This window comes from Candidatus Palauibacter scopulicola, from assembly GCF_947581915.1.
In the GTDB taxonomy this organism is placed as follows: Bacteria; Gemmatimonadota; Gemmatimonadetes; order Palauibacterales; family Palauibacteraceae; genus Palauibacter; species Palauibacter scopulicola.
In genome coordinates, this window is the sequence record NZ_CANPWG010000014.1 from 24677 (window position 1) to 46273 (window position 21597).

General features: G+C 68.8%; 21 protein-coding genes and 1 tRNA gene. 9 read left to right on the forward strand and 13 right to left on the reverse strand.

Translation table 11 applies throughout. The features are described 5' to 3' along the window. From RN743_RS03010 to RN743_RS03020, 3 genes are read right to left on the reverse strand one after another with little or no spacing between them, the layout of a single operon-like run. Complete coding sequence (locus RN743_RS03010; RefSeq protein WP_310776126.1) at positions 1–948, reverse strand: PstS family phosphate ABC transporter substrate-binding protein; 948 nt, start codon at positions 946–948, stop codon at positions 1–3. After that, complete coding sequence (locus RN743_RS03015; RefSeq protein WP_310776127.1) at positions 935–2293, reverse strand: ATP-binding protein; 1359 nt, start codon at positions 2291–2293, stop codon at positions 935–937. The genes RN743_RS03010 and RN743_RS03015 overlap by 14 nt, the downstream gene beginning before the upstream one ends. A 39-nt stretch (positions 2294–2332) precedes the next feature. Continuing rightward, positions 2333–3028, reverse strand: a complete 696-nt coding sequence (locus RN743_RS03020) for a response regulator transcription factor (RefSeq protein WP_310776129.1) — start codon at positions 3026–3028, stop codon at positions 2333–2335. A 280-nt stretch (positions 3029–3308) separates the two neighbouring features. Here RN743_RS03020 and RN743_RS03025 point away from each other — a divergent pair, with 280 nt between their 5' ends. The 3 genes from RN743_RS03025 to RN743_RS03035 are packed head-to-tail and all read left to right on the forward strand — an operon-like array spanning position 3309 to position 8026. Continuing rightward, positions 3309–6149 carry a TonB-dependent receptor gene (locus RN743_RS03025; RefSeq protein WP_310776131.1) on the forward strand — a complete coding sequence of 947 codons (2841 nt, stop codon included), beginning with the start codon at positions 3309–3311 and terminating at the stop codon, positions 6147–6149. 18 nt (positions 6150–6167) lie between these two features. After that, positions 6168–7472 (forward strand): hypothetical protein, encoded by a 1305-nt coding sequence (locus RN743_RS03030; protein ID WP_310776133.1) that lies wholly within the window; start codon positions 6168–6170, stop codon positions 7470–7472. Between the two features lie 38 nt (positions 7473–7510). After that, entirely contained in the window at positions 7511–8026 is a 516-nt protein-coding gene (locus tag RN743_RS03035) for a hypothetical protein (protein WP_310776135.1), read from the forward strand. A gap of 34 nt (positions 8027–8060) precedes the next feature. Here RN743_RS03035 and RN743_RS03040 read toward each other — a convergent pair whose 3' ends face one another. Both RN743_RS03040 and RN743_RS03045 read right to left on the reverse strand, forming a co-directional pair. Beyond that, positions 8061–8939 (reverse strand): NAD+ synthase, encoded by an 879-nt coding sequence (locus RN743_RS03040; protein ID WP_310776137.1) that lies wholly within the window; start codon positions 8937–8939, stop codon positions 8061–8063. A 7-nt stretch (positions 8940–8946) separates the two neighbouring features. Beyond that, positions 8947–9840 (reverse strand): nitrilase-related carbon-nitrogen hydrolase, encoded by an 894-nt coding sequence (locus RN743_RS03045; RefSeq protein WP_310776139.1) that lies wholly within the window; start codon positions 9838–9840, stop codon positions 8947–8949. A gap of 156 nt (positions 9841–9996) precedes the next feature. Between RN743_RS03045 and RN743_RS03050 the strand changes: the two genes are divergently transcribed. The 4 genes from RN743_RS03050 to RN743_RS03065 are packed head-to-tail and all read left to right on the forward strand — an operon-like array spanning position 9997 to position 13438. Beyond that, on the forward strand, positions 9997–10713 hold the full coding sequence (locus RN743_RS03050; RefSeq protein ID WP_310776142.1) for a CPBP family intramembrane glutamic endopeptidase: 717 nt from the start codon (positions 9997–9999) through the stop codon (positions 10711–10713). A 34-nt stretch (positions 10714–10747) separates the two neighbouring features. Then, a complete protein-coding gene (locus RN743_RS03055) occupies positions 10748–11812 on the forward strand; it encodes a porin (RefSeq protein WP_310776144.1) in 1065 nt (354 codons plus the stop codon). 31 nt (positions 11813–11843) lie between these two features. Then, positions 11844–12599: a glycosyltransferase family 2 protein gene (locus RN743_RS03060; protein ID WP_310776146.1), complete on the forward strand. Its 756-nt coding sequence runs from the start codon at positions 11844–11846 to the stop codon at positions 12597–12599. Further along, positions 12596–13438: a DUF547 domain-containing protein gene (locus tag RN743_RS03065; RefSeq protein ID WP_310776148.1), complete on the forward strand. Its 843-nt coding sequence runs from the start codon at positions 12596–12598 to the stop codon at positions 13436–13438. Before RN743_RS03060 ends, RN743_RS03065 begins: the two co-directional genes overlap by 4 nt. Before the next feature lie 79 nt (positions 13439–13517). Here RN743_RS03065 and RN743_RS03070 read toward each other — a convergent pair. Then, positions 13518–13590, reverse strand: a tRNA-Glu gene (locus RN743_RS03070). A 49-nt stretch (positions 13591–13639) separates the two neighbouring features. On the opposite strand from RN743_RS03070, the gene RN743_RS03075 reads away from it, so the two are divergent. Beyond that, complete coding sequence (locus RN743_RS03075; protein ID WP_310776150.1) at positions 13640–14104, forward strand: hypothetical protein; 465 nt, start codon at positions 13640–13642, stop codon at positions 14102–14104. 48 nt (positions 14105–14152) lie between these two features. On the opposite strand, the gene RN743_RS03080 is transcribed toward RN743_RS03075, so the two are convergent. The 7 genes from RN743_RS03080 to lipA form a co-directional block, all read right to left on the reverse strand. Next, a complete protein-coding gene (locus RN743_RS03080) occupies positions 14153–14317 on the reverse strand; it encodes a hypothetical protein (protein ID WP_310776152.1) in 165 nt (54 codons plus the stop codon). 140 nt (positions 14318–14457) lie between these two features. Further along, positions 14458–15237 carry a lipoyl(octanoyl) transferase gene (locus RN743_RS03085; protein ID WP_310776154.1) on the reverse strand — a complete coding sequence of 260 codons (780 nt, stop codon included), beginning with the start codon at positions 15235–15237 and terminating at the stop codon, positions 14458–14460. Next, positions 15234–16646: a dihydrolipoyl dehydrogenase gene (lpdA, locus tag RN743_RS03090; RefSeq protein WP_310776156.1), complete on the reverse strand. Its 1413-nt coding sequence runs from the start codon at positions 16644–16646 to the stop codon at positions 15234–15236. Before lpdA ends, RN743_RS03085 begins: the two co-directional genes overlap by 4 nt. A 51-nt stretch (positions 16647–16697) precedes the next feature. Continuing rightward, on the reverse strand, positions 16698–18047 hold the full coding sequence (locus RN743_RS03095) for a dihydrolipoamide acetyltransferase family protein (RefSeq protein WP_310776158.1): 1350 nt from the start codon (positions 18045–18047) through the stop codon (positions 16698–16700). 38 nt (positions 18048–18085) lie between these two features. Continuing rightward, complete coding sequence (locus tag RN743_RS03100) at positions 18086–19069, reverse strand: pyruvate dehydrogenase complex E1 component subunit beta (RefSeq protein ID WP_310776160.1); 984 nt, start codon at positions 19067–19069, stop codon at positions 18086–18088. Next, positions 19069–20190, reverse strand: coding sequence for a pyruvate dehydrogenase (acetyl-transferring) E1 component subunit alpha (pdhA, locus tag RN743_RS03105; RefSeq protein ID WP_310776162.1), 1122 nt, complete (start codon positions 20188–20190; stop codon positions 19069–19071). The genes RN743_RS03100 and pdhA overlap by 1 nt, the downstream gene beginning before the upstream one ends. Next, positions 20187–21116: a lipoyl synthase gene (gene lipA / locus RN743_RS03110; RefSeq protein ID WP_310776164.1), complete on the reverse strand. Its 930-nt coding sequence runs from the start codon at positions 21114–21116 to the stop codon at positions 20187–20189. The genes pdhA and lipA overlap by 4 nt, the downstream gene beginning before the upstream one ends. Positions 21117–21311: 195 nt before the next feature. Between lipA and RN743_RS03115 the strand changes: the two genes are divergently transcribed. Next, positions 21312–21560, forward strand: coding sequence for a ferredoxin family protein (locus tag RN743_RS03115; RefSeq protein WP_310776166.1), 249 nt, complete (start codon positions 21312–21314; stop codon positions 21558–21560). Positions 21561–21597 lie beyond the last annotated feature (37 nt).

Consider the following 21597-nt stretch of genomic DNA (forward strand, 5'->3'; position numbering starts at 1 on the left):
CTAGCCGATGCGGGCTCGAAGTGTGGCATACGCTTCCGGTTCGAGCGGCATGTATCCCGCTTCGGGGATCAGGGTCGCCGCGTGGTCGATGTAGAAGCTGACGAAGGCGTTCACTTCGGGCCGTACGAGCGCATCGCGGCGAACGTAGATGTACATCGGACGAGCCAGCGGTGTGTACGTACCGTCGAGGATCGTTTCACGGGTCGGCGCGACGCAACCTCCGCCCGCGTCGACTTCCAGGGCGCGGAGGTGTCCCCGGTTGTCCTCGAAGTAGGCGTAGCCGAAATAGCCCAGCGCACCCGGATCGCCGCTCACTCCCGCCACCAGCACGTTATCGTCCGTGCTCGCCGCGTAGTCGTGCCGGCTGGCTCCCTCCTCGCCCACCACGGCCGCCGTGAAGTAGTCGAACGTGCCCGAGTCGGTATCGGGTCCGTAAAGTCTGAGGTCTTCATCCGGCCAGGCCGGGCGGACCTGGCGCCAATTCACGATATCCGACCCCGGCGTCCATAATCGCCGGAGTTCGGTCACGCTGACGCAGTCGACCCAGTCGTTGGAGGGGTGCACCACGACCGTGAGCCCATCCCATGCGACCTGCAGTTCGACCGGCTCGATGCCGTGTGCCGCGCAGGACGCGGCCTCCGCATCGTTGATGCGCCGCGATGCGTTGGCGATCTCCGTTTCGCCGTTGCAGAACCTCTGAAATCCGCCGCCGGTTCCGGATACTCCCACCGATACGCGCACCGCGCGCCGGTAGGCGATCTGAAACTCCTCCGCCATCGCCTGACTGATCGGAAAGACCGTGCTCGAGCCATCGATCTCGATCAGGCCCGACAGGCTTCGGTCCGAGTCGGCGCCGCAACCCGCAAGAGAAACGGCCGCCAGCGCGGCCCATGCCGTTCCGTGGACCCATGCCGTTCCGGGGTGCAGCGGCCGGTCACGCCGGGACATGGAAGCTCTTCCGCTTCGAGAGCCGGGCCGCGTTCGGGAGCGTGAACCACACCGTCGTTCCACGGCCGAGGGCGCTCTCGATGCCGATCTCGCCCCCGTGCGCCTCCACGAAGTGTTTCACGATCGCGAGTCCGAGCCCGGTCCCGCCACGTGCCCGCGAACGCGCCGGATCCACCCGGTAGAAGCGTTCGAACACGCGTTCGACGTGAACGGATGCGATCCCGGGGCCTCGGTCGGAGACTTCCACGCGCTGCAAGCCGCCGGCCGGTCGAATACGGACCGCGATCGCCGGGTCTTCGTCGCTGTAGCGTGCCGCGTTGTCGAGCAGGTTGCGCATGATCTGACGGACCGCATCGGGATCCGCCCACGCGGGCTCTTCCGTTCCGGATACGCGCAGGTCGAGGTCGGCGGCGCGAACCCTCGGCGACAGCGTGTCCCACACTTCTCCCGCGATAGCTCCGACCGAGACGGCCTCCGGCTCGGGGCTCCAGCTGCCGGACTCCAGCAGCGAGAGATCCAGGAGATCCTCGACCAGGTACCGCATGCGCGTCGCGTTGGCGAAGATGCGCCGCGCAAAATCACGTGCCTGGCCGACTTCGAGGCCCCCCTCCACCAGCGCCTCGGCGAAGCCGACCACACTCGTCAGCGGTGTCTTGAGTTCGTGCGACACGTTCGCCACGAAATCGCGGCGGACCCCTTCGAGGCGTCGCATGACCGTGAGATCGCGGAGTACGATGATCGCGCCCGACCGGTGAGGGCGGGCCGACATCAACACCGTGTGCTCACCGAGTTCGACCTCCGCCGTCGTGGATTCGCCGCGCCGCGATGCGCTCACCGCTTCGGCGATCCTGGGAGAACGGAACAGCGTGCCGATGCGAGTCCCGGGTGCCACCTCACGTCCCGCCCAGCGTTCGAAAGCCGGGTTGCAGAGGCTCACGAGCCCTTCCCGGTCGATGAACGCGAGTCCATCCTCCAACCCGTCGAACAGAACCCTCAGGTCGCCGGACTCGCGTTCGGATACCTGCAGGCGATGGCGTATCCGACCGGCCATGCGGTCGATCGCTCGACCCAGGGAACCGACCGAGTCGGAGCCGACCGGACCGACCGGGGGACGGAGGTCGCCGGAAGCGATGCGGTCGACGGCTTCCCGCGCCTGTCCGAGTTCGATCTCGACTCTTCCGGCCACGAAGCGGGCGGCCGGCCACAGCAGGAGCAGGATGCCACCCAGAACGGCGGATGCGACCGCCACCCCCGTCGCGTCCAGCCGGAAAATGAACCAGGCGGCGAAGTACGTCACCGCGAGCACGGCGGCCGACGCGAGGAAGAAGCGGTTTCCCAGCCTCACCGAACGGGCTCCGTCACCGAACGGGCTCCGCCGCGCGTACTACTTGTCCAGCGCGCGGAATCGGTAGCCGATCCCGCGAACCGTTTCGATCAGGGACGCTGCGCCCCCGAGCTTGGTCCGCAGCCGTGCGACGTGCATGTCCACCGTGCGCGTTTCGATTGCGGCGTTCGTGTCCCAGACGGCCTGGAGCAGTTGACGGCGGGTCTGGACGCGTCCCCGTCTCTCCAGCAGGACTTCGAGCAGACGATACTCGAGTCGCGTCAGGTCGACCTCGACCCCCTCCGAGAAGACCCGATGCGCCTCCCGGTCGAGTTCCACCGGCCCGACCGAGATTCTCCTCGACGCGGACACGGGCTCCGCCTTCGACCGGCGCAGGAGGGCCTCGACGCGGAGCGTGAGTTCGCGCGCGCTGAAGGGCTTCGTGATGTAGTCGTCCGCACCAACCTCGAAGCCCTTGACCCGCTCGTCTTCCTCCCGCCGCGCCGTGAGCAGAATGACGGGCGTCGAGCTTGTGCGCTCGCCGCGCCGGAGGCGCTGCAGCACCTCGTATCCGTCGATTCCCGGCAACATGAGATCGAGGATGATGAGGTCCGGCTGCTCGGCCTGCGCGGTAGTCAGCGCGCCCTGCCCGTTCACGGCCGTGGTGACCCGGTATCCTTCCCGGCTCAGGTGATAGACGAGCACGCTCAGGATGTCCGGTTCATCATCCACAACCAGGATCTGTGCGTCCGGCATCTCACGTTCCGCGTCAAGGGGTCTCAGGAATCCTGAGCCTCGTCTGCCGGCGGTATCGTAACACTTTCGTAACCATCTCGTGAACGCCCCTCGGAGCCGCCGCATCCGCCCGCCCCGGGGGGCTCCGGCGTGCTTCCTTCCGCGTGACGCAGCGTGTTTGAACCCGTGACGAACATGTGACGTTCCCTTGCCTGGAGACGTTACCGAACCCGCCTATCCTCCGCTCCGGTAGCAGTTCCGTGCAGCAGGATCCCGAAGAATCCCGGAGCCCCCGGAGCCAATGAAACTCACAAGACGACAGCGCAAACCCCGGCACAGGGCCGGTCTCGGCGTCCTTTCCGTCCTTCTCCTGCTCGGCCACGCGGGTGCGTCCGCGGCCCAGGAGGTGTCGCCCGGCCGACTCTCCGGTCGAATCGTGGATGAGGATACGGCGAGGCCGCTGAGCCTGGCGCAGATCTCCATCCCGTCGCTGAACCTGGGAACCCTGAGCGACGTCGACGGTCGCTGGACGCTTCGGGCCATACCGGCCGGGAAATACGAAGTCGTCGCCCGCCTCATCGGCTACGCGAGCAAGACGATTACCGGCGTGCTGATCGTTTCCGGAGAGGCCGCGACCATCGACATCTCGCTGCCGGCCCGGGCGATCGAGCTGAACGAGCTATCGGTCACCGTGGCGGACCAACGCGGCACGGCCGCCGCGGTCCTCCAGAACCGGCGGACCGCGGCGGCGGTGACGGACGCGATCGGACGCGAGCAGATCTCCGACTCGCCCGACTCCGACGCGGCCGCGGCGATGGCGCGCGTCCCGGGCGTCTCCATCGTGAACAAGAAGTTCGTCTTCGTGCGCGGCCTCGGCGAACGCTACGGCAACACGACGCTCGACGGCGCGGTCATGCCGTCCCCGATCGCGGACCGCAAGGCGGTCCCGCTCGACCTCGTCCCGGCCAGCTTTATCGAGAACGTCTCGACCTCGAAGAGCTATCTGCCGCGGCAGCCGGCCGACTATGCCGGCGGGCTGGTCCAGATTGAGACGCGCAGGGTCCCGGGAGAGAACTTCTTCAAGGTCGGGATCGGCGGCGGAGCGGAGTCGGCGACGACGGGCAAGGGGGGGCTCGACTACGCCGGCGCCGGGCTCGACTTCCTCGGCATCGATGACGGGCGCCGCGGGCTGCCCGACATCGTGCCGACGGACCGGGCGGTCAACCGCGCGAACTTCACCCGCACCGAGCTGGAGGAGATCGGAGAAGCGTTTTCTCCGGGCTGGGCCGGCACGCCGCGCGACCTCCCCTTCGGACAGAGCGGCGAACTCGCCTTCGCGACCGAGTTCCCGCTCGCCTCGAAGAACCTGGGGATCCTCGCGACGGCGCACTGGGACGACTCGTGGAACCGGCGCGACGGTTACGTGGAACGCGTGTTCGCCTCCTCCGGCCTCGCGGACCCGGAAGTGGACTACGCGGGCGACCAGTCCACGCGTACCGTCACGCTCGGCGGCCTCCTGAACGCCGACTACCCGCTCGCGCCGAGCCACCGCATTTCCTTCAGCGGACTCCTGAATCGCGTCACGGAGGACCAGGCGCGCGTCCTGCAGGGGTTCAACCTCGACTCCAACACGGACCAGCGGAACACGCGGATCCAGTACGTCGAGAACTCCCTCGTCCAGGGTCGCCTGAGCGGGAAGCACTACTTCAACGCCTTCGGCGGCACGACGGCGGAGTGGAAGGCCGCGTACTCGCGGGCAAGCCGCTACGAACCGAACACCCGCGAGGTCCTGTACCGCGAGTCGGGCGGCGTCTTCCTGTGGGACAACTTCATCCAGAGCGGCAGCATCTTCCATCAGGACCTGACGGAAGACGCGATCAACCTCAACGTCGATGTGCAGTTCCCGGTCCGCGTGAACGGGCGGGCGGGGACGATCGAGGTCGGCGCCGCGACCCTCGCGCGCGACCGCGACGTGCTCAGCCGACGCTTCCGGTTCATCCCCAACCGGTCGATCCCGGATGACGTCAAGGCCGCGTCGCCCGACGGGATCTTCTCGCCGGAGAACATCGGCCTCGGCCCGCGGCAGTTCGAGATCCAGGAGGCCACCTTCCGCCCCGACAACTACGTGGCGGATCAGATGACGACGGGCGCCTACGTGATGGCGGACGTCGAACTGCTGCCGCGCGTCCGCTTCGCCGGCGGGGCTCGCATCGAGCGCAGCAGGCAGGTCGTGGAGCCGGTGGATGTCTTCACGAAGGGCGTCGAACCGCTCGCGGGCGCCGAACTCGACGATACCGACATCGTGCCCGGCGCCACCCTCACCTGGGCGGCGGGCGACCGGGTCAACCTCCGGGCCGCCGCTTCACGCACGCTGGCGCGGCCCGAGTTCCGCGAGTTGGCGCCGTTCTCGTTCGCCGACTTCGCCGGCGGGTATCTCGTCGTCGGGAACCCGGTGCTTCAGCGCTCGCGGATCACGAACTTCGATCTGCGCTGGGAGTGGTTCCCCCGGCCCGGTGCGGTCATCGCGGTGAGCGGCTTCTACAAGAAGTTCACGGACCCTATCGAGGAGGTCGTGTTCCCGAGCAGCGAGTTCATCAAGAGCTGGCTCAACGCCGGGACGGCGAACAACCTCGGGACCGAATTCGAGGTGCGTTCCAACCTCGGCTTCCTCTCCGAATCGCTGGAGAACTTCGCTCTGAATCTGAATCTCACCCTCGTCGACTCCGAGGTGGAGACGGGAAGCGTGGCCCAGATCTTCGTCCCCGGTTCGGGACCGCTCGAAATCGACATCGTGGGGCAGAAGCGGCGCCTCCAGGGCCAGTCGCCCTACGTCGTCAACGCGGGCGCGAACTGGGCCAGCCCGTCGGGCCGGACATCGGTGTCGCTCCTCTTCAACCGCTTCGGCCGGCGCATCAGCCAGGTGGGCAGCCAGTTCCTCGAAAGCGTGTTCGAGGAGGCCCGGAGCCAGTTCGACCTGGTCTTCGAACAGGCGGTCGGGCCGCGGATGTCGGCCAGGCTGAGCGCCACCGACCTGCTCGCCGCCGACTACCGCTTCACGCAGGGCGGCGACCTCCTCCGCGGCTGGCGGCCCGGGCGGGCCTTCTCCGCCGGGCTGACCTGGCAGCCCGCGGGCGACCGCTGACGATCGGGAGAAAGAAGAATGAGAAAGCTCGCGCTGACCGGCCTGCTCCTGGGGGGCCTCCATCTGGGGTGCGGAGGCGACGGGGACCTGCTTTCGCCGAGGCCGCCGGCGCCGCCGGCCGGCGTCGCGACGCTGTCCGGCACGATCACGCAGTCGATGACGCTCGACCCTGCCCTCACCTACCGCATCCAGGGCACGACGATCGTTGAGGACGGGGCTACGCTCACGATCCCGGCCGGAACGCTCCTGCTGGGCGACGTGGACTACTCCGGTTCCGCGCTGATCGTCCGGCAGGGCGGTCGGTTGGTGGCGCGCGGGACCGCGGACGCACCCATCGTGTTCACGAGTTCGAACCCCGCGGGCACCCGCCGCCGCGGCGACTGGGGCGGTGTCGTCCTCAACGGCCGCTCGAACTGCAACTTCCCGTCGGACGAGTGCGTCGGCGAAGGCAACTCGGGCCCCTACGGCGGAACCGAGACGGACGATGACAGCGGCGAACTCAGCTATGTGCGGATCGAGTACGCCGGGTACGAGGTGAGTTTCGGCAACGAACTGAACGGCCTCACCCTGAACGGCGTGGGTTCGGGCACCCGGCTCCACCACATCCAGTCGCACTTCGGCTCGGACGACGGCATCGAGTTCTTCGGCGGTACGGTCGACCTGAAATATGCCTACGTCACCGGCGCCTCCGATGACTCGTTCGACTATTCGACGGGCTGGCAGGGCCGCGGGCAGTTCTGGGCCGCGCAACAGGACCCGCACGATGCGGACAACGGCTTCGAGGTCGACGGGAACGAAGAGGACTTCGACGCCGTGCCGTTCACCGACCCGACGATCTACAACGTCACCCTGGTCGGCAAGGAGGCCGGGACGGGTTCCGCGGGCGAGAGTTCGCGAGGGATCATCTTCCGTCGCGGCACGGCCGGGATGCTCTACAACGCCGTGATCCTCGGATTCGAGAAGGGGTTCGATGTCGACAACGAAGAGACGGCGGATCGGGTTCAGATTCGGAACAGCTACGTCTTCGGCCAGGAGAGCCGGTCCTTCGAGGGCGCCGAAGACAACGAGACGCCCGACATCGACGAAGAAGCCCTCTGGATGACGGCGGGCTGGGACAACGTGATGGACGTCGATCCGATGCTCGCCGACCCCTTCAACCTCATGATGCCCGATTTCCGTCCGTTCGGCGGTTCGCCGCTGACGAAGGGTTACGCCGAACCGCCCGCGGACGACGGTTTCTTCGAGGCGGTCGACTACATCGGCGCCTTCGCGCCGGGCGTGCCGCAGTGGATCGAGGGCTGGACCACGTCGGAGCAGGGATAGCCGAAGTCGATTCGCATTCGCCAGGCGGAGACTCTCGCGTGTCGCGCACGGGCCTCGTCCTTGTATCGGCTCTGCTGCCGGTCCTTGTCGGATCCTGCGGAGGGGCGGCGCCCGACGGAGCTGAGCGGCTGCCCGGATCCGCCGGCTCCCTCGAGGAACTCGCGACCACGGTCCTGGTCGGGCTGGCCGCGGCGGATACCGTGAGCCTCGAAACCGTCCGCCTCACCGAGGACGAGCACAACGATCTGGTGTGGCCCGAACTCCCGGCCTCGGCGCCGGAGGTGAACTACCCCGTGGACCTCGCGTGGAAGAACATCCGGACGCGGAACCGCGCGGCGCTCTCCGATCTCTTCGCCGTGTACGAGAACCGGGAGCTGCAGTTCGTCCACGCGGAGTGCCGCGGGTTCACCGAGGCCTTCGACAGCTTCGTCGTGCACACGGACTGCTGGGTCACGCTCGAACGCGACGGAGAACGGCTTCCGCCGCAACAACTCTTCAAGGACGTACTCGACCGGGAGGGCGGACTGAAGATCTTCCGCTACTACGAGCCGTGAACCGCTCCCGGCGCGAGGCCTCTCAGTAGTCCACTCAGTAGTCCACCGGCCTCAGGTACCACTCCCCGATCGCCGTCGGCGAGAGCATCGCGACCGTCGGCAGGTGGCGTTTCCAGTGTGTGTTCTCGAGCCGTCCGGCCACGAGTTCGACCTTTCCTCTCTCGAAGCCCGCCTCGACAAGCGCCTCCCGCCCGCGTCCGGAGATGAGGTGGTGGAGGATGAGATCCGCCTCCGGGTATGTGACGCCCAGGTCCTCCTCGTCCGTCTGTCCCTGGATCAGATCCGCCGTCGCCGGCTTGTCGACGACCTCGGCGGGCACGCCGACGGCCCGCGCGAGCGCCCATACCTGGCTCTTGAACAGATCCCCGAGCGGGTTCACCGGCGGGGAGTCGTCCGCGTGCCAGGTATAGTAGCCGAGCAGGCGCTCCGACTTGTTTCCCGTGCCGGCCGGGAGCGCAGAGAGCTTGAAGGCCTGGTCGAAGAGGACGATCATGCGCTGGCGCGCGGCCACGTTGCCCCGCCGGTGTTCGCCCGCCTCGGGCTCGAACTCGTCGAGATAGCCGTCCACCGCGCTCGTGATGTCGATCGTGCGCGTCGGGATCCCGAATTCCTCCGCCACGAGCAGGGCGTGCTCGCGGCTGCGGGGGCTCGAAGTCCGGTAGGGCAGGAGTAGGGCGAGCACCGCTTCCGGGCCGAGAGCTTCCGCGCACAGCGCCGCGGTGAGAGCGGAATCCACGCCGCCCGACAGCCCGACCACGACCCTGCGAAAGCCGCGTCGACGTTCGATCTCCTCGCGGAGGAACTGAACGAGCCAGTTCCGCACGAGGCTCGTGTCGATGTCGAGCGGACTCGGATCGGCGGGGTGCGGCGGACGGCTGTCGGCGATCCCCGCCGGCGGCCACGCTCCGTTCATTCGATGTTCATTCGATGTCGGGGGCGGGTCTTCGAACGCCGGACCCCGGACTGTTCACGAGAAGACGCGTCCAGGATCGCTCCAGGTCGGAGAAGAGGGGCTCCTCCGCGCGGGCGCGCGTGGCCTCGTCGAGGTCGATCCGCACGGGCAGCAGCGCTTCCTCCCACAGCGGCCCCGCCAGCAGCCGGTGTCCGCGCGGATCGTAGGCCGCGGACCCGCCGGCGAACCCCTTGCCGCCTTCGAATCCGACCAGCTGGGACACGACGACGAACACCCCGTGCTCCGCGGCGATCGCACTCGCGAGGGCATCCCAGCGGACGAGGTTGTCGGGCACCCCGGCCCCCGGGGCTGCCCCGCGCGCGGGCGAGGCGCTGAGGACGAGGACGATCGCCGCCCTGTCGAGGGCGGCGAGGGTGCCCGAGATCGAATGAAAACCGTCTTCACAGATCAGGAGAGCGGTTCGCCCGAGCCGCCCGTCGAACGCCCGGATCCCGGCTCCCGCCTCGACGAACCGCTCCTCCTGAAAAACGCCGTAGGTGGCGAGGAACACCTTTCGGTGGACGTGGCGAATGCCTCCCGAGGGCCCCAGCGTCGCGTATAGCGCCGAGTTGTAGATGCCTCCCGCATCCCGCTCATAAAACCCGATCGCGACATCGAGGCCGGCCGCATCCGGGCCGGTCCGCGAGTTGAGAGCCCTCAACAGCTCCCGGCTGGAGATCGCCTGCTCGCGCACGCCGCCCTCGAGGAAATACCCCGTGAGCGCCGTCTCCGGAAACACGACCAAACCCGGCCGGGGTTGCTGCCGTGCGGCACGCAGGATCGTCGCGGCACAAGCGTCGAGGGTCCGGTCGAGGTCGCCCTTGGCGGGCCGGAACTGGGCGATCGTGATATCGAGCGGCATGCGTTCCGCACTCGTTCGAGTGAAGTGCCGAGAGGCCGGCGGCCACGCGATACCGCCGCCGGGGGAACGTCCCGGAACCTCGCGACGGTGTCAACGGCCCGGCCGCCGCGGGGTCGCCTGTTGCACCTCGGGGCTTCTCCTCGTATCCGTCGGGCCATGCCCGAAGCTCCGAGTCCGATCGCGGCGGCGTATGCCGTGCTGCTCCTGATCGGCATGCCGGCCCTCGCCGCCCTCGATGCCCGTCGCGGGGCGGATCTCGCCGCGGCGTCGAAACACCGCCGGCTGCTGTATGTGTCGGTCGGAGCCTCGCTTGTCATCCTGGGCTTGGTGACGCTCGGCGTCGCGGCGTGGCAGGACGTGCCCGCTTCCGCGCTCGGCTGGAAGGTCGATGCGCCGGCCGCCTCGCTGCTCCGGGGACTCGGCGTGGCCATCGCGGGTCTGGCGCTCGCCTGGTTCATCACGGCCGCCGCCCGCCTGGCCGGGCTCCGGGAGACCGAGGCCGTGCTGCTGCTGATGCCGCGAGACGCCGGGGAGAAGCGGGCCTTTCTCATGCTCTCGGCGATTGCCGCGGTATGCGAGGAGTACGCCTACCGGGGGTTCGCCCTGTGGGCCATCTCGGCGTGGATCGGGAGCCCCTGGTTGGCCGCCGCCCTCGTTTCAGTTTCGTTCGGTCTCGGACACGGATACCAGAAGCTGGCCGGCGTCATCCGGGCGACCGCGCTCGGCATCGTGCTCGCGGCGAGCGTCATCTGGACGGAGAGCCTGTTCCCCGCCATTGTCGGGCACTTCTGGATCAACGCGGCGATCGGGCTGGGAGGCTGGCGCTACTTCCACACAGGCTCCGATGCCGCCGAACCCGGGGCCCCGGAATGACAGGCGCCGGCAGGTGGAAGACAAGGAGAAGCGAATGATCGCGAGAATGTGCGCGCGAACGGTCGTCGTGCTTGGCCTGGCCATTCCGGCGGGAATGGCGGCGCAGGAGGCCTCCCCGATCGAGGTCGGGGGGCTGCTGCGGGCCGGAGCCCGGGCGCATTCGGACTCCACCCTCGGCGGGCAGGGGTTCCGGCTCTTCGAATCCCGCCTCAAGGTGGAGGGCGCCGTCGGGCTCGTCTTCGACTACAAGTTCGTTGTCCGCTACGACGCGGGGCGGGACACGTACCGGATCCACGACGCGGTGGTCACGATGCCGGTGATTCCGGAATTCGAACTCAGCATCGGCATGTTCAAGCCCTACTTCGGCTATGAAGCCACCGTGTCGCGCAGCGACATCACGTTTGTGGAGCGTTCGCAGGCCGCAACCGCCCTCAGGCCGGACCGGCAGATCGGCGTGCAGGCGGGCGGGCAGGCGCTCGAGGGCCGGTTCACCTACGGGGCCGGCCTCTACAACGGCAACGGCCGGTCCGTCACGAACGACGGCGACAACTACATGTTCGCCGGGCGCGTGCAGTACAACTCGATCGGCACGATCGCCTTCTACGACGACCTCGTCGTGCAGGCGGGAGCTTCCCTCGCTTATTCGGAGGACACATCCGCGCCGCTCGGAAAGGGCATCGTCACCGGAGACCGATCGGCCGCTCCCGGCATCACGTCCGATTTTGCGGGCAGCCGCCTGTACTGGGGCGCGGACGTTCAGGTCTCCTACCACAGCCTGACGCTGACGGGCGAGTACCTGCGGGCGGACTTCGATCTCGATGCGCCGCTCAGCGGGAGCGCGCCGGCCGAGACGGAGGCCTACGGCGGCTGGGTGCAGTTCGGCTATCGGCCCTGGGGACTGCTCGAGGCCGTCGTGCGGTACGATGGATTCCGGCCGGCTCTGGGCGCCGACCGGAAGTTCATGGTGTTCGGACTGAACTTGTATCCGGACGGCTACGCGAGGTTCGGGCTGCAGTACGCAAGCGCCCTCGACGACTCCCCCCACGCGCCGACGCTGTCCGATGGCCAGTTTCAGTTCCTCGCCCAGGTCGACTTCTGAACCCGTAGCGAGCAGGCGAGGTCCGGGCGGCGTGTACGCGGGAATGACGGTGGGCGCGGTCGTGCCGGCGAGGGACGAGGAGCGGAATATCGGCGGTGTCGTCGCCGACCTGCTGGCGCTGCGCGATGATGCCGGCCAGCGCGTGGTCGACGATTTTGTGGTCTGCGACAACGGGTCGACGGACGCGACCGCGACCCGCGCGCGCGAGGCCGGGGCGCGGACCGTCCGGCAGGACACGCCGGGCTACGGGCTGGCCTGCCTGACCGCCCTCGCGCACCTGCACCCCGTCGACATCGTGCTGTTCACGGATGGCGACCGGTCGTTCGAGGCGGCGCAGGGAGTCCGGCTGCTCGAAGCCGTCGCCGCCGGGGCCGATCTGGCCATCGGGTCGCGCGCGCTGGGCCGGAGGGAGCCGGGCGCCCTGTCCGCGCCCCAGATCGCGGGGAACCGGGTGGCCGCGCTGCTCATACGTCTTCTGTGGGGGGCGGCGGTGACCGACCTCGGTCCCTACCGCGCCATGCGGGCCGAGGCGCTGCGCCGCATCGACATGCGCGACCGCACGTACGGCTGGACCGTGGAGATGCAGGTCAAGGCCATCCAGCACGGTCTGCGGGTCGTCGAAGTGCCCGTGGACACCTTGCGGCGCCGTTTCGGCCGGTCGAAGGTGGGAGGCACGGTTCGGGGAGTCGTCGGCGCCAGCGCCGGCATCCTCTCGATGATCGCGCGGCTCCGCTGGCGGCAGTGGCGCGCCGCCCGCTCCACCCGGCCGCAGGAGGCAGGAGAATGAAAGGAATTTCGGCGCGGGTCGCCCCGTGGGCGTTGCTCGGTGTCCTGGCGCTCGGCGGGATTTCGTGCGCCGGGCCGTCCACCGACGTCGCCTGGGACGAGCATGACCCGGCCAATACCGCGCGGCTCGACCACGGCGAGTGGCAGGCGCTGCTCGACGCCTACCTGATCACCGACGACCCGTCCGGCGTCACCCTGGTCGACTACGCGAAGCTGCGGGCGAACACCGCCGACCGGGCGCGCCTGGCCGGCTACATCGACTACCTGCAGGGACTGGATCCGCGGCAGTACGCGAAGGACGTGCAGATGGCGTACTGGATCAACCTCTACAACGCCGTGACCCTGCGGGTCGTCGTGGACGAGTATCCCGTCGCGTCGATCAAGGACATCCACGAGGGCCTGATTCCCGGCACGGGCCCGTGGCGCGACATCCACGCGAGCGTGGCCGGGCACCCTCTCACGCTGGACAACATCGAGCACGACATCCTGCGCCCCATCTGGCGGGACGCCCGGATCCACTACGGCGTGAACTGCGCCAGCATCGGCTGTCCGAATCTGGCCCCGGAGCCCTACACCGCGGAGAACCTGGAGCGACTCCTGGATCAGGCCGCGCGGGACTACGTGAATCACCCGAGAGGCGTGACGCTCCGCGACCAGGCGTCCGCTGTCGTCTCCAGCATCTACTTCTGGTATCAGGAGGACTTCGGGGATTCCGAGGCGGGCGTGCTCGAACACCTTCGGAAGTACGCCGAGGGGGATCTGGCGGAGCGGCTTCGGGATTTCGACGGGTCTCTCGACCACGACTACGACTGGAGCCTGAACGCGCCGGACGTTCCGTGACGCGACCCCGGGTCCGCCCAACCCGTCGAGCCATGACAAACGCCGCGGGGATCCGGTCGGGACCCGCCGCGGCGTTTCATACCCCCTAGGGGAATCGAACCCCTGTCTCCTGGCTGAGAACCAGGTATCCTGGGCCACTAGACGAAGGGGGCCGGAGTTGGGAAGCGATATTCTAGTCGGACTGGAAGGCGTGTCAAGATTATGAGATGGGAACACCTGCACATCATCATGCACTCCTTCCCCATCGTCCTCGCCGCGAGCGGGAGCGCCGTCGGCCTCTACGGGTGGGCGCGCGACCGCGAGCCGCTCGAGCTGTGGGGGCTCGTGGCCCTCGTCATCGCCGGCGCCTTCGTGGCGCCCGCCTACCTGACCGGTCTCGCCGCCGCCGATGTCGTCGCGGACCGCACCTTCGTGCGACCCGGCATCGTCCAGACCCACCGCTTCTGGGCCACGTGGGCGGCGGTCCCCGCCTTCACCGCCGGCGCGCTCGCCGCCTTCGCGCTGCACGAGCGCGACGACCGCCGGCTGCGGCGCTTCGTCCTCCTGCTGGGCCTGTTCGCGACCTTCATGATCGGCATCGCCGCCTGGCAGGGCTCGAAGATCGTCCACGGCCCGAACGAAACCGCCGCCGCGGGCGTATCCGCCACGACCGTTCACGGCGGTTAGCCGTCCGCGCGCGTAGCGTCCGGCCGGCTAGTGACGTGTCACGCCGGACTAGTGGGTGGCGTTCTCCAGGAGCACGACGAGACCGTAGAAGATGAAGGCCGCGGCCAGCATGGCGGTGGTCTGAAGGATGCGTTCCCGGAGGGACATCCGCGCGAGCTGTCCGAGCAGCAGGGCGACGACGACCGTGCAGAGCAGCAGGATTCCCAGAATCATACTCATCTTCGCAAGCCATCCTTGTGCGGCGGTTCAGCGACGGACATCGGGTCACCCTTATCGGGTGGGAGACGGGCCACAAGGTCGGCCCCAGGCCGCGTTTCGGCAACGTTCGCCGCCGGCGCGTTCCCGCGGGAACGTCAGATGCGCAGGCCGGCTGCCGGCACCGGTGACAGCGCGAGGCTCGGGAACGCGGCGGGGAAGGCGCGCACGACGGCTTCGCCGGCCTCTTCCAGGGTGAGGGAGGCGCCCTCGGAGGCGAGGCTCGTCATGCGGACGCCCTGGATGCCGCACGCCACGATGCCGCGGAAGTTCATGAGAGGCTCGGGCGTCACGTTGAGCGCGAAGCCGTGGGATGTGATCCAGCGGCTCGCATGCACGCCGATCGAAGCGACCTTGCGAATCGCGCCGGCCCCGATGAGGGCGTCCGCGCGTCCGGCGACGACCGTTCCGAAGCCGTCGTCCTCACCCGTGTCGAGGCTCCCGGCGGGTGGAGAACCCGTCCACACTCCGGTGTACGACTCGACCCGGAACGCGGGGAGGCCGCGCTCCGCGAGGACGCGCAGCAGCACCTCCTCGATGCGGCGCAGGTACCAGTGGAGGTCCTTCCGGTGCGCCCGGAGGTCCAGGATCGGGTAGCCCACGAGCTGGCCGGGGCCATGATAGGTGAGGTCGCCGCCGCGCTCGATCTCGACCAGGTCCAGCCCCGCCTCGGCGAGCCATGCCGGGTCGGGGGGCGTGACGTCGTCCCTCGATCCCCGCCCGAAGGTGATCACCGGCAGGTGTTCGACGAGGAGCAGGAGGTCGTGATCCGGCGGAGAGTTCCGCCGCCAGCGCGCGATCGAGCGCTGAAGCTCGAGCACCTCCCGGTACTCGCGGCGGCCGAGGTCGACCACCCGGAGTTGCCGCTCGCCGCTCACATGTGGATCGAGCGCCCGAGCGCGGCGAACGCGGCCTCCATCACGGCCTCGGCCATGCTGGGGTGTGCGTGCGCGTGACGCACGAGCTCGTCCAGCGTGGCTTCCAGTTCGCGCGCCATGCCGACCTCCGCCACGAGCTCGCTCACGTTGTGTCCGATCATGTGGACGCCCAGCACTTCGCCGTACTTGGCGTCCGCCACGATCTTCACGAAGCCGTCCGCGGACTCGGCGGTCAGCGCGCGCCCGTGCGCGCCGAGCGGGTACTTGCCGGTGACGACCTCGTGGCCCGCCTCCTCGGCCTGCGCCGCGGACATGCCGATCGAGGCGACCTCGGGGTGGCAGTATCCGACGGAGGGGATGTTCCCGTACTCCATCGGGTGCTGGGCCACGCCCGCGATATGCTCGGCGGCGACGATGCCTTCGTGCGATCCGACGTGCGCCAGCATCGGCTGCCCGGCCACGTCCCCGATCGCGTAGACGCCGGGCTGGCTCGTGCGGCACCACTCGTCGATCCGGATGAAACCGTCCTCCACGGCGACCCCGTTCTTCTCGAGGCCGAGGTTCTCGCTCACGGGCCGCCGACCGACGGCCATGAGCACGAGATCCGTCTCCTCGGCGGTCTCGCTGCCGTCCGGATTCACGACCGTGAGGACCATCGGGCTCGCGTCGCGGTCCAGGTGCTTGACGCGGGTATTCGTGAGATTGCGGATGCCCCGCTTCCTGAACGAGCGTTCGAGCGCGTTTCCGATCTCCGGGTCCTCGAGCGGCACGAGCGTGTCGAGCGCCTCGATGAGCGTGACGTCCACGCCGAAGGCGTTGAAGACATCGGCGAACTCGACCCCCACGAATCCGGCTCCGACGATCGCCATCGTCGCCGGGAGTTCCTGGAGACCGAGCGCTTCCCGGCTGCCGATCACCTTCTCGCCGTCGAGTTCGAAGCCGGGGAAGGTGTTCATCACGGAACCCGTTGCGAACACGACGTTCCGGGTCGCGATCTCGCGCGTGTCGCCGTCCTCCGTTTCGACCGCGACGCGACCCGTCCCCGCCAGCCGGCCGCGGCCCTGCACGATGTCGACCTTGTTCTTCCCGAGGAGGTATTTCACGCCGGCCGTGAGTTTCCGGGTGATGATGCGGCTCCGCTTCACGGCCGCGGAGAAGTCGTACTCCACCTCGACCGGCTTCACGCCCATGCGGGCGCCGTGGTGCTGCAGGTTGTGCGCGAGCGCGGCGCTCTCGAGCAGCGCCTTGGCGGGGATGCAGCCCCAGTTGAGGCAGGTGCCGCCGAGGCCGCCCTCGTACGACCCGCTCTCGACGCAGGCGGTCCGGAGGCCGAGTTGCGCGGCCCGGATCGCACATACGTAGCCGGCCGGTCCGGCCCCGACTACGACGACGTCGTATGTCTCCGACATCTATCCCTTCACTCTCTGGTTTTCGGTTCTCCGGAAGTCCGACGGTCCGCGCTAGAGGATCATCTCGAGGGGGTTCTCGAGCATCGCCTTGAAGGCGCCGAGGAACGCCGCGCCCGTGGCGCCGTCGATGACGCGGTGGTCGCAGGACATGGTCACGCGCATGCGCTTGCGGACGACGACCTGGCCGTCCACCGCGACGGGCTTCTCGACCGTCTGGCCGATGGCGAGGATGCCGGCTTCCGGTGGGTTGATGATCGCCGTGAACTCGTCGATCTCGAACATGCCGAGGTTGCTGACGGAGAACGTCCCGCCCTGGTACTCCTCCGGCGCGAGCTTCCGCGCCCGCGCCCGGGCGATGAGGTCCCGCGCCTCGGCCGAGATCTGCCGCAGCCCCTTCCGGCCCGCATCGCGCAGCACCGGCGTGATCAAGCCTTCGTCGAGCGCCACGGCGATGCCGAGGTGGACCGCGCCGTGGTAGCGGATCGCGTTCTCCTCCCACGACGCGTTGACCGCCGGGTGGCGATTCAGCGCCTCCGCCGTCGCCTTCAGGAGCAGATCCGTCACCCCGATCTTGCCGTCCGCGAAGCGCGCGTTGAGGTCCGCGCGCAGCTCGAGCGCGCGGCCCATGTCGACCTCGGTCGTGAGGAAGAAATGGGGGACGGGCCCGATCGACTGGCCGAGCCGGCGCGCGATCGCCTTCCGCATCTGGCTCGCCTCCTCGACGCGGTCTTCCAGCCCGGGAGGGAGCGGCGCGGGCGGGGGCTGGCCGGGGGCGGCCGGAGACGGCGTGGGCGCGGGGGCCGTGGGCGTGGGCCCCGGGACCGGCGCGACGCTTGGGGCGCCGCGGGCCAGCGCGGCCTCGATGTCGGCCTTGACGATCCGGCCGCCCGGCCCGGATCCGGCGAGGCCGGCCAGCGCGATCCCGCTCTCCGCGGCCATCCGCCGCGCGACGGGCGAGGCCTTGATGCGCCCCCCGGCCGCCGCGGCCGGGTCTCCGGGCGCCGCACCCGCCGCGACCTCGACCGGCGCTGCGGCTTCGGGCGCCGCGGGTTCCGGCGCCACGGGTTCCGCCACCGCGGCTTCCGCCGCCACGGCAGGCGCGGCGGGCTCGCCGGCGGGGCCTTCCGCCGCCCCGTCGCCGACCGCCGCCGCCTCGGCGAGCAGTTCGTCGATCGCCTCGTCCGGCTCCGCGATCACGCCGATGAGCGCGCCCACCGGCACCGTGGCGCCCTCCTGCACGACGATCTTGCGCAGCACGCCGCCGCCGAGCGCCTCGACATCCATGTTCGCCTTGTCGGTCTCGATCTCCGCGACGACATCGCCCTGCGCCACGGCATCGCCCTCGGCGACCTTCCACTCGATGAGCTTGCCCTCCTCCATCGTCGGGCTCAGCTGCGCCATCACGACTCTCGTTGGCATATCGGTCGGCGTCCGGTCTGCTAGTCCGCGTAGCACACGTGGCGCACCGCCGCCGCCACGTGGTCCGCGTTGGGGGTTACGAGCTTCTCCAGGTTCTTCGCGTAGGGCATGGGCACGTCCAGCCCGTTCACGCGCGCCACCGGGGCGTCCAGCGAGTCGAACGCCTCGCGCTGGATGTCGTCCACGACCTGGGCTCCGATGTTGCACATCGGCCACCCCTCCTCCGCGACCACGGCCCGGTTCGTCTTCTTCACCGACGCCACGACCGCGTCCACGTCCAGCGGACGCACCGTGCGCAGGTCCAGCACCTCGACGTCGATCTCTTCCTTCTCCAGCGTGCGGGCCGCCGCGAGCGCCTGGTGTACCATCTTCGAGTGGCACACGACGGTCACGTCCGACCCCTCCCGCTTCACCTCGGCCTTGCCGATCGGCGTCAGGTACTCCTCCTCCGGCACTTCATCCCGGACGAGGTTGTACATGATCTCGCTCTCGATGAAGACCACGGGGTCGTTGTCGCGGATCGCGCTCTTGAGGAGTCCCTTCGCGTCCTTCGCCGTGGCGGGCGCGATCACCTTCAGCCCGGGCACGTAGCTGTACCAGGGCTCCGGCGACTGCGAGTGCTGCGCCGCGAGCTGGAGCGCCGCACCGCCCGGTCCCCGGAAGACGATGGGGACGTTGTACTGTCCGCCCGACATCTGGAACATCTTCGCCGCCGCGTTCACGACCTCGTCGATCGCGAGCAGGGCGAAGTTCCACGTCATGAACTCGACGATCGGCCGCAGCCCCGCCATCGCCGCGCCCACGCCGAGCCCCGCGAACCCCAACTCGGCGATCGGAGCGTCCCGCACGCGCCACTCCCCGAACTGGTCGAGCAGGCCCTTCGTGACCTTGTAGGCGCCGTCGTACTCGCCCACCTCTTCGCCGATGATGAAGGTCGAGTCGTCGCGCTCCATCTCTTCGCGGAGGGCGTCGTTCAGCGCTTCCCGATACGTGAGGACGGCCATCAGCGCAGCTCCTTCCGCCACGCGTCGCGTCGCCGCATGTCGTCCGGGTACCCGTCCGAATACACGTAGCGATAGAGCGCTTCCGAATCGGGGAAGGGGCTCCGGTCCGCAAACGCCGCGGACTCCTCGGCGATCTCCTTCGCCTCGCGGTCGATCGCCTGGTACTCCTCCTCCGTCAGCCGCCCCGCGTCCATGAGCTTCCGGGTGAAGGAGAGGATCGGGTCATCCGACCGCCACTTCTCGACTTCCTCGCGCGTCCGGTACGTCCCGTGCATCGGGTCCGCCATCGAGTGGCCCATGTAGCGGAAGCAGCGCGCCTCGATGAAGCTGGGCGTCTTCTCGTTCCGCCCCCGCTCGATCGCCTCCTCCATGGCCTGGCGGACGGCGAGCACATCCATGCCGTCCACGTCCAGCGAGGTGAGGCCCTCGTAGGCCCGGCCCCGGTCCTTGAGTTCCTTCACGGCCGCCACCCGCCGGTAGTCGGTCCCCATCCCGTAGCGGTTGTTCTCGAGAAGGAAGATGACTGGCAGCTTCCAGCGCGCGGCCATGTTCAACGACTCGTGGAAGGCGCCGATGTTGACCACGGAGTCGCCGAAGAAGCAGAGGCAGACCTGGTCTCCGCCCCGGTAGCGGATCGCGTAGCCGACCCCGATCGCAAGCGGCAGGTGGCTCCCGACGATGCCGTGTCCGCCCATGAAGTTGAGCGACTTGTCGAACATGTGCATCGAGCCGCCGAAGCCCTTCGAGCAGCCGTCCACGCGTCCGTAGAGTTCGGCCATGACGGCGTTCGGCGTCATGCCGCGCGCGATCGCCTGCGTGTGGTCGCGATACGCGGTGATCACGTAGTCGTCGTCCCGCAGCGGCGAAATCGACCCCGCCGAGACGGCCTCCTGCCCAATGTAGAGATGGCAGAAACCGCCGATCTTGCCGACCTGGTAGACCTCCGCCGCTTTCTCCTCGAACCGGCGCTCGATGATCATCTCCCGCAGGAGTGCCACGCACTCCTCCTTCGAGAGTCCGAGGAACGCGTCGGGGTCTTCGCCCGATCCCCCGCCGGGGGCTCCCGCCGCCGGAGCGTCGGATACGGTGGCCGTGGACCGGCCGGGGTTCGCCGCGCTCATCCGGCCGCCAGCGCCGCGACCCTCCGGCGCAGTTCGACGACCTGCTCGCGCGCGTGATAGCTGGACCGAACCAGCGGCCCGCTCTCGACGTGCAGGAACCCTCGCGATTCCCCGATCTCCTTCCAGTTCATGAACTCCTCCGGGGACACGTAGCGGTCGATCGGAAGATGGTCCGGCGATGGCCTCAGGTACTGCCCCAGCGTGAGGATCTGTACGCCGGCTTCGAGCGCGTCTCCCATGAACTCGTCGATGTCGGCGGACGTCTCTCCGAGCCCGAGCATGATCCCCGTCTTGACGAGGACCTGGTCGTCAAGCTGCCGGCCCGTGTTGAGGACGTTCAGGGAGCGCTCGTAGCGGCCGCCCGGCCGGGCGACCCGGTGCAGCCGGCGCACGGTCTCCATGTTGTGGTTGAAGATCTCAGGGCTCGCGGCGATCACGGTGCGGATCGCCTCGGGATTCCCCCGGAAGTCCGGTGTCAGAACCTCGATCGAACACTCGGGACGGCGCGACCGGATCTCGCGGATCATCTCGGCGAAGATCCAGGCGCCGCCATCGGGCAGGTCGTCGCGGTCGACGGACGTGATGACGCAGTGGTTGAGTTGCAACCGCTCGATGGCCTCCGCGACGCGCCGCGGCTCGTCTTCGTCGAGTTCCTCCGGCCGGCCGTGCGCGATCGCGCAGTAGGGGCAGTTGCGCGTGCACACGTCGCCCATGATGAGGAACGTCGCCGTGCCCGCCTCCCAGCACTCGCCGATGTTGGGGCACTGGGCCTCCTCGCAGACCGAGCTGAGCTCGAGCCCCCGCATCAGTTCCTTGAGGCGCATGTAGTTGGGCCCTCCGGGCGCCCGCACCTTCAGCCATCGCGGCTTCCGCGAAGGCCAGGCATCGGCCGTGCTACCTCCCTGTATGACCTCGAGTGGCTTCAAGACTGCCGCCTTCTCGCTGTGTGACCCGGACTGCGTTTCCGTGTCCTGCGCACCGCGCCGCTGCGTCCGCGTGCCGTCCGCCCGGAACCCTCCAAGATACCGGCTGTTGCACGACGGACCAACCCGCTGCGCCCCACCCGTACAGGGGGGATGGCGGAATTGCTCAGCCCTCGGGCCTCGGGTATCTTCCCGCGCATGACCTATATCATCACCGAACCATGCATGAGCGAGAAGGATGCCTCCTGCGTGGATGTGTGCCCCGTCGACTGCATCTACGAGGGAGAGGATCAGTACTACATCCATCCCGAGGAGTGCATCGACTGCGGCGCCTGCGTGCCCGAATGCCCCGTGGAGGCCATCTATCCGGACGACGAGGTGCCGGAGCAGTATGAAGCCTTCACCGCGAAGAACTACACCTACTTCGACGTTCCCCCGCCCGACTGAACCCGGCGTGAGCCGACCGCCGAGGCGATCCGCCGCG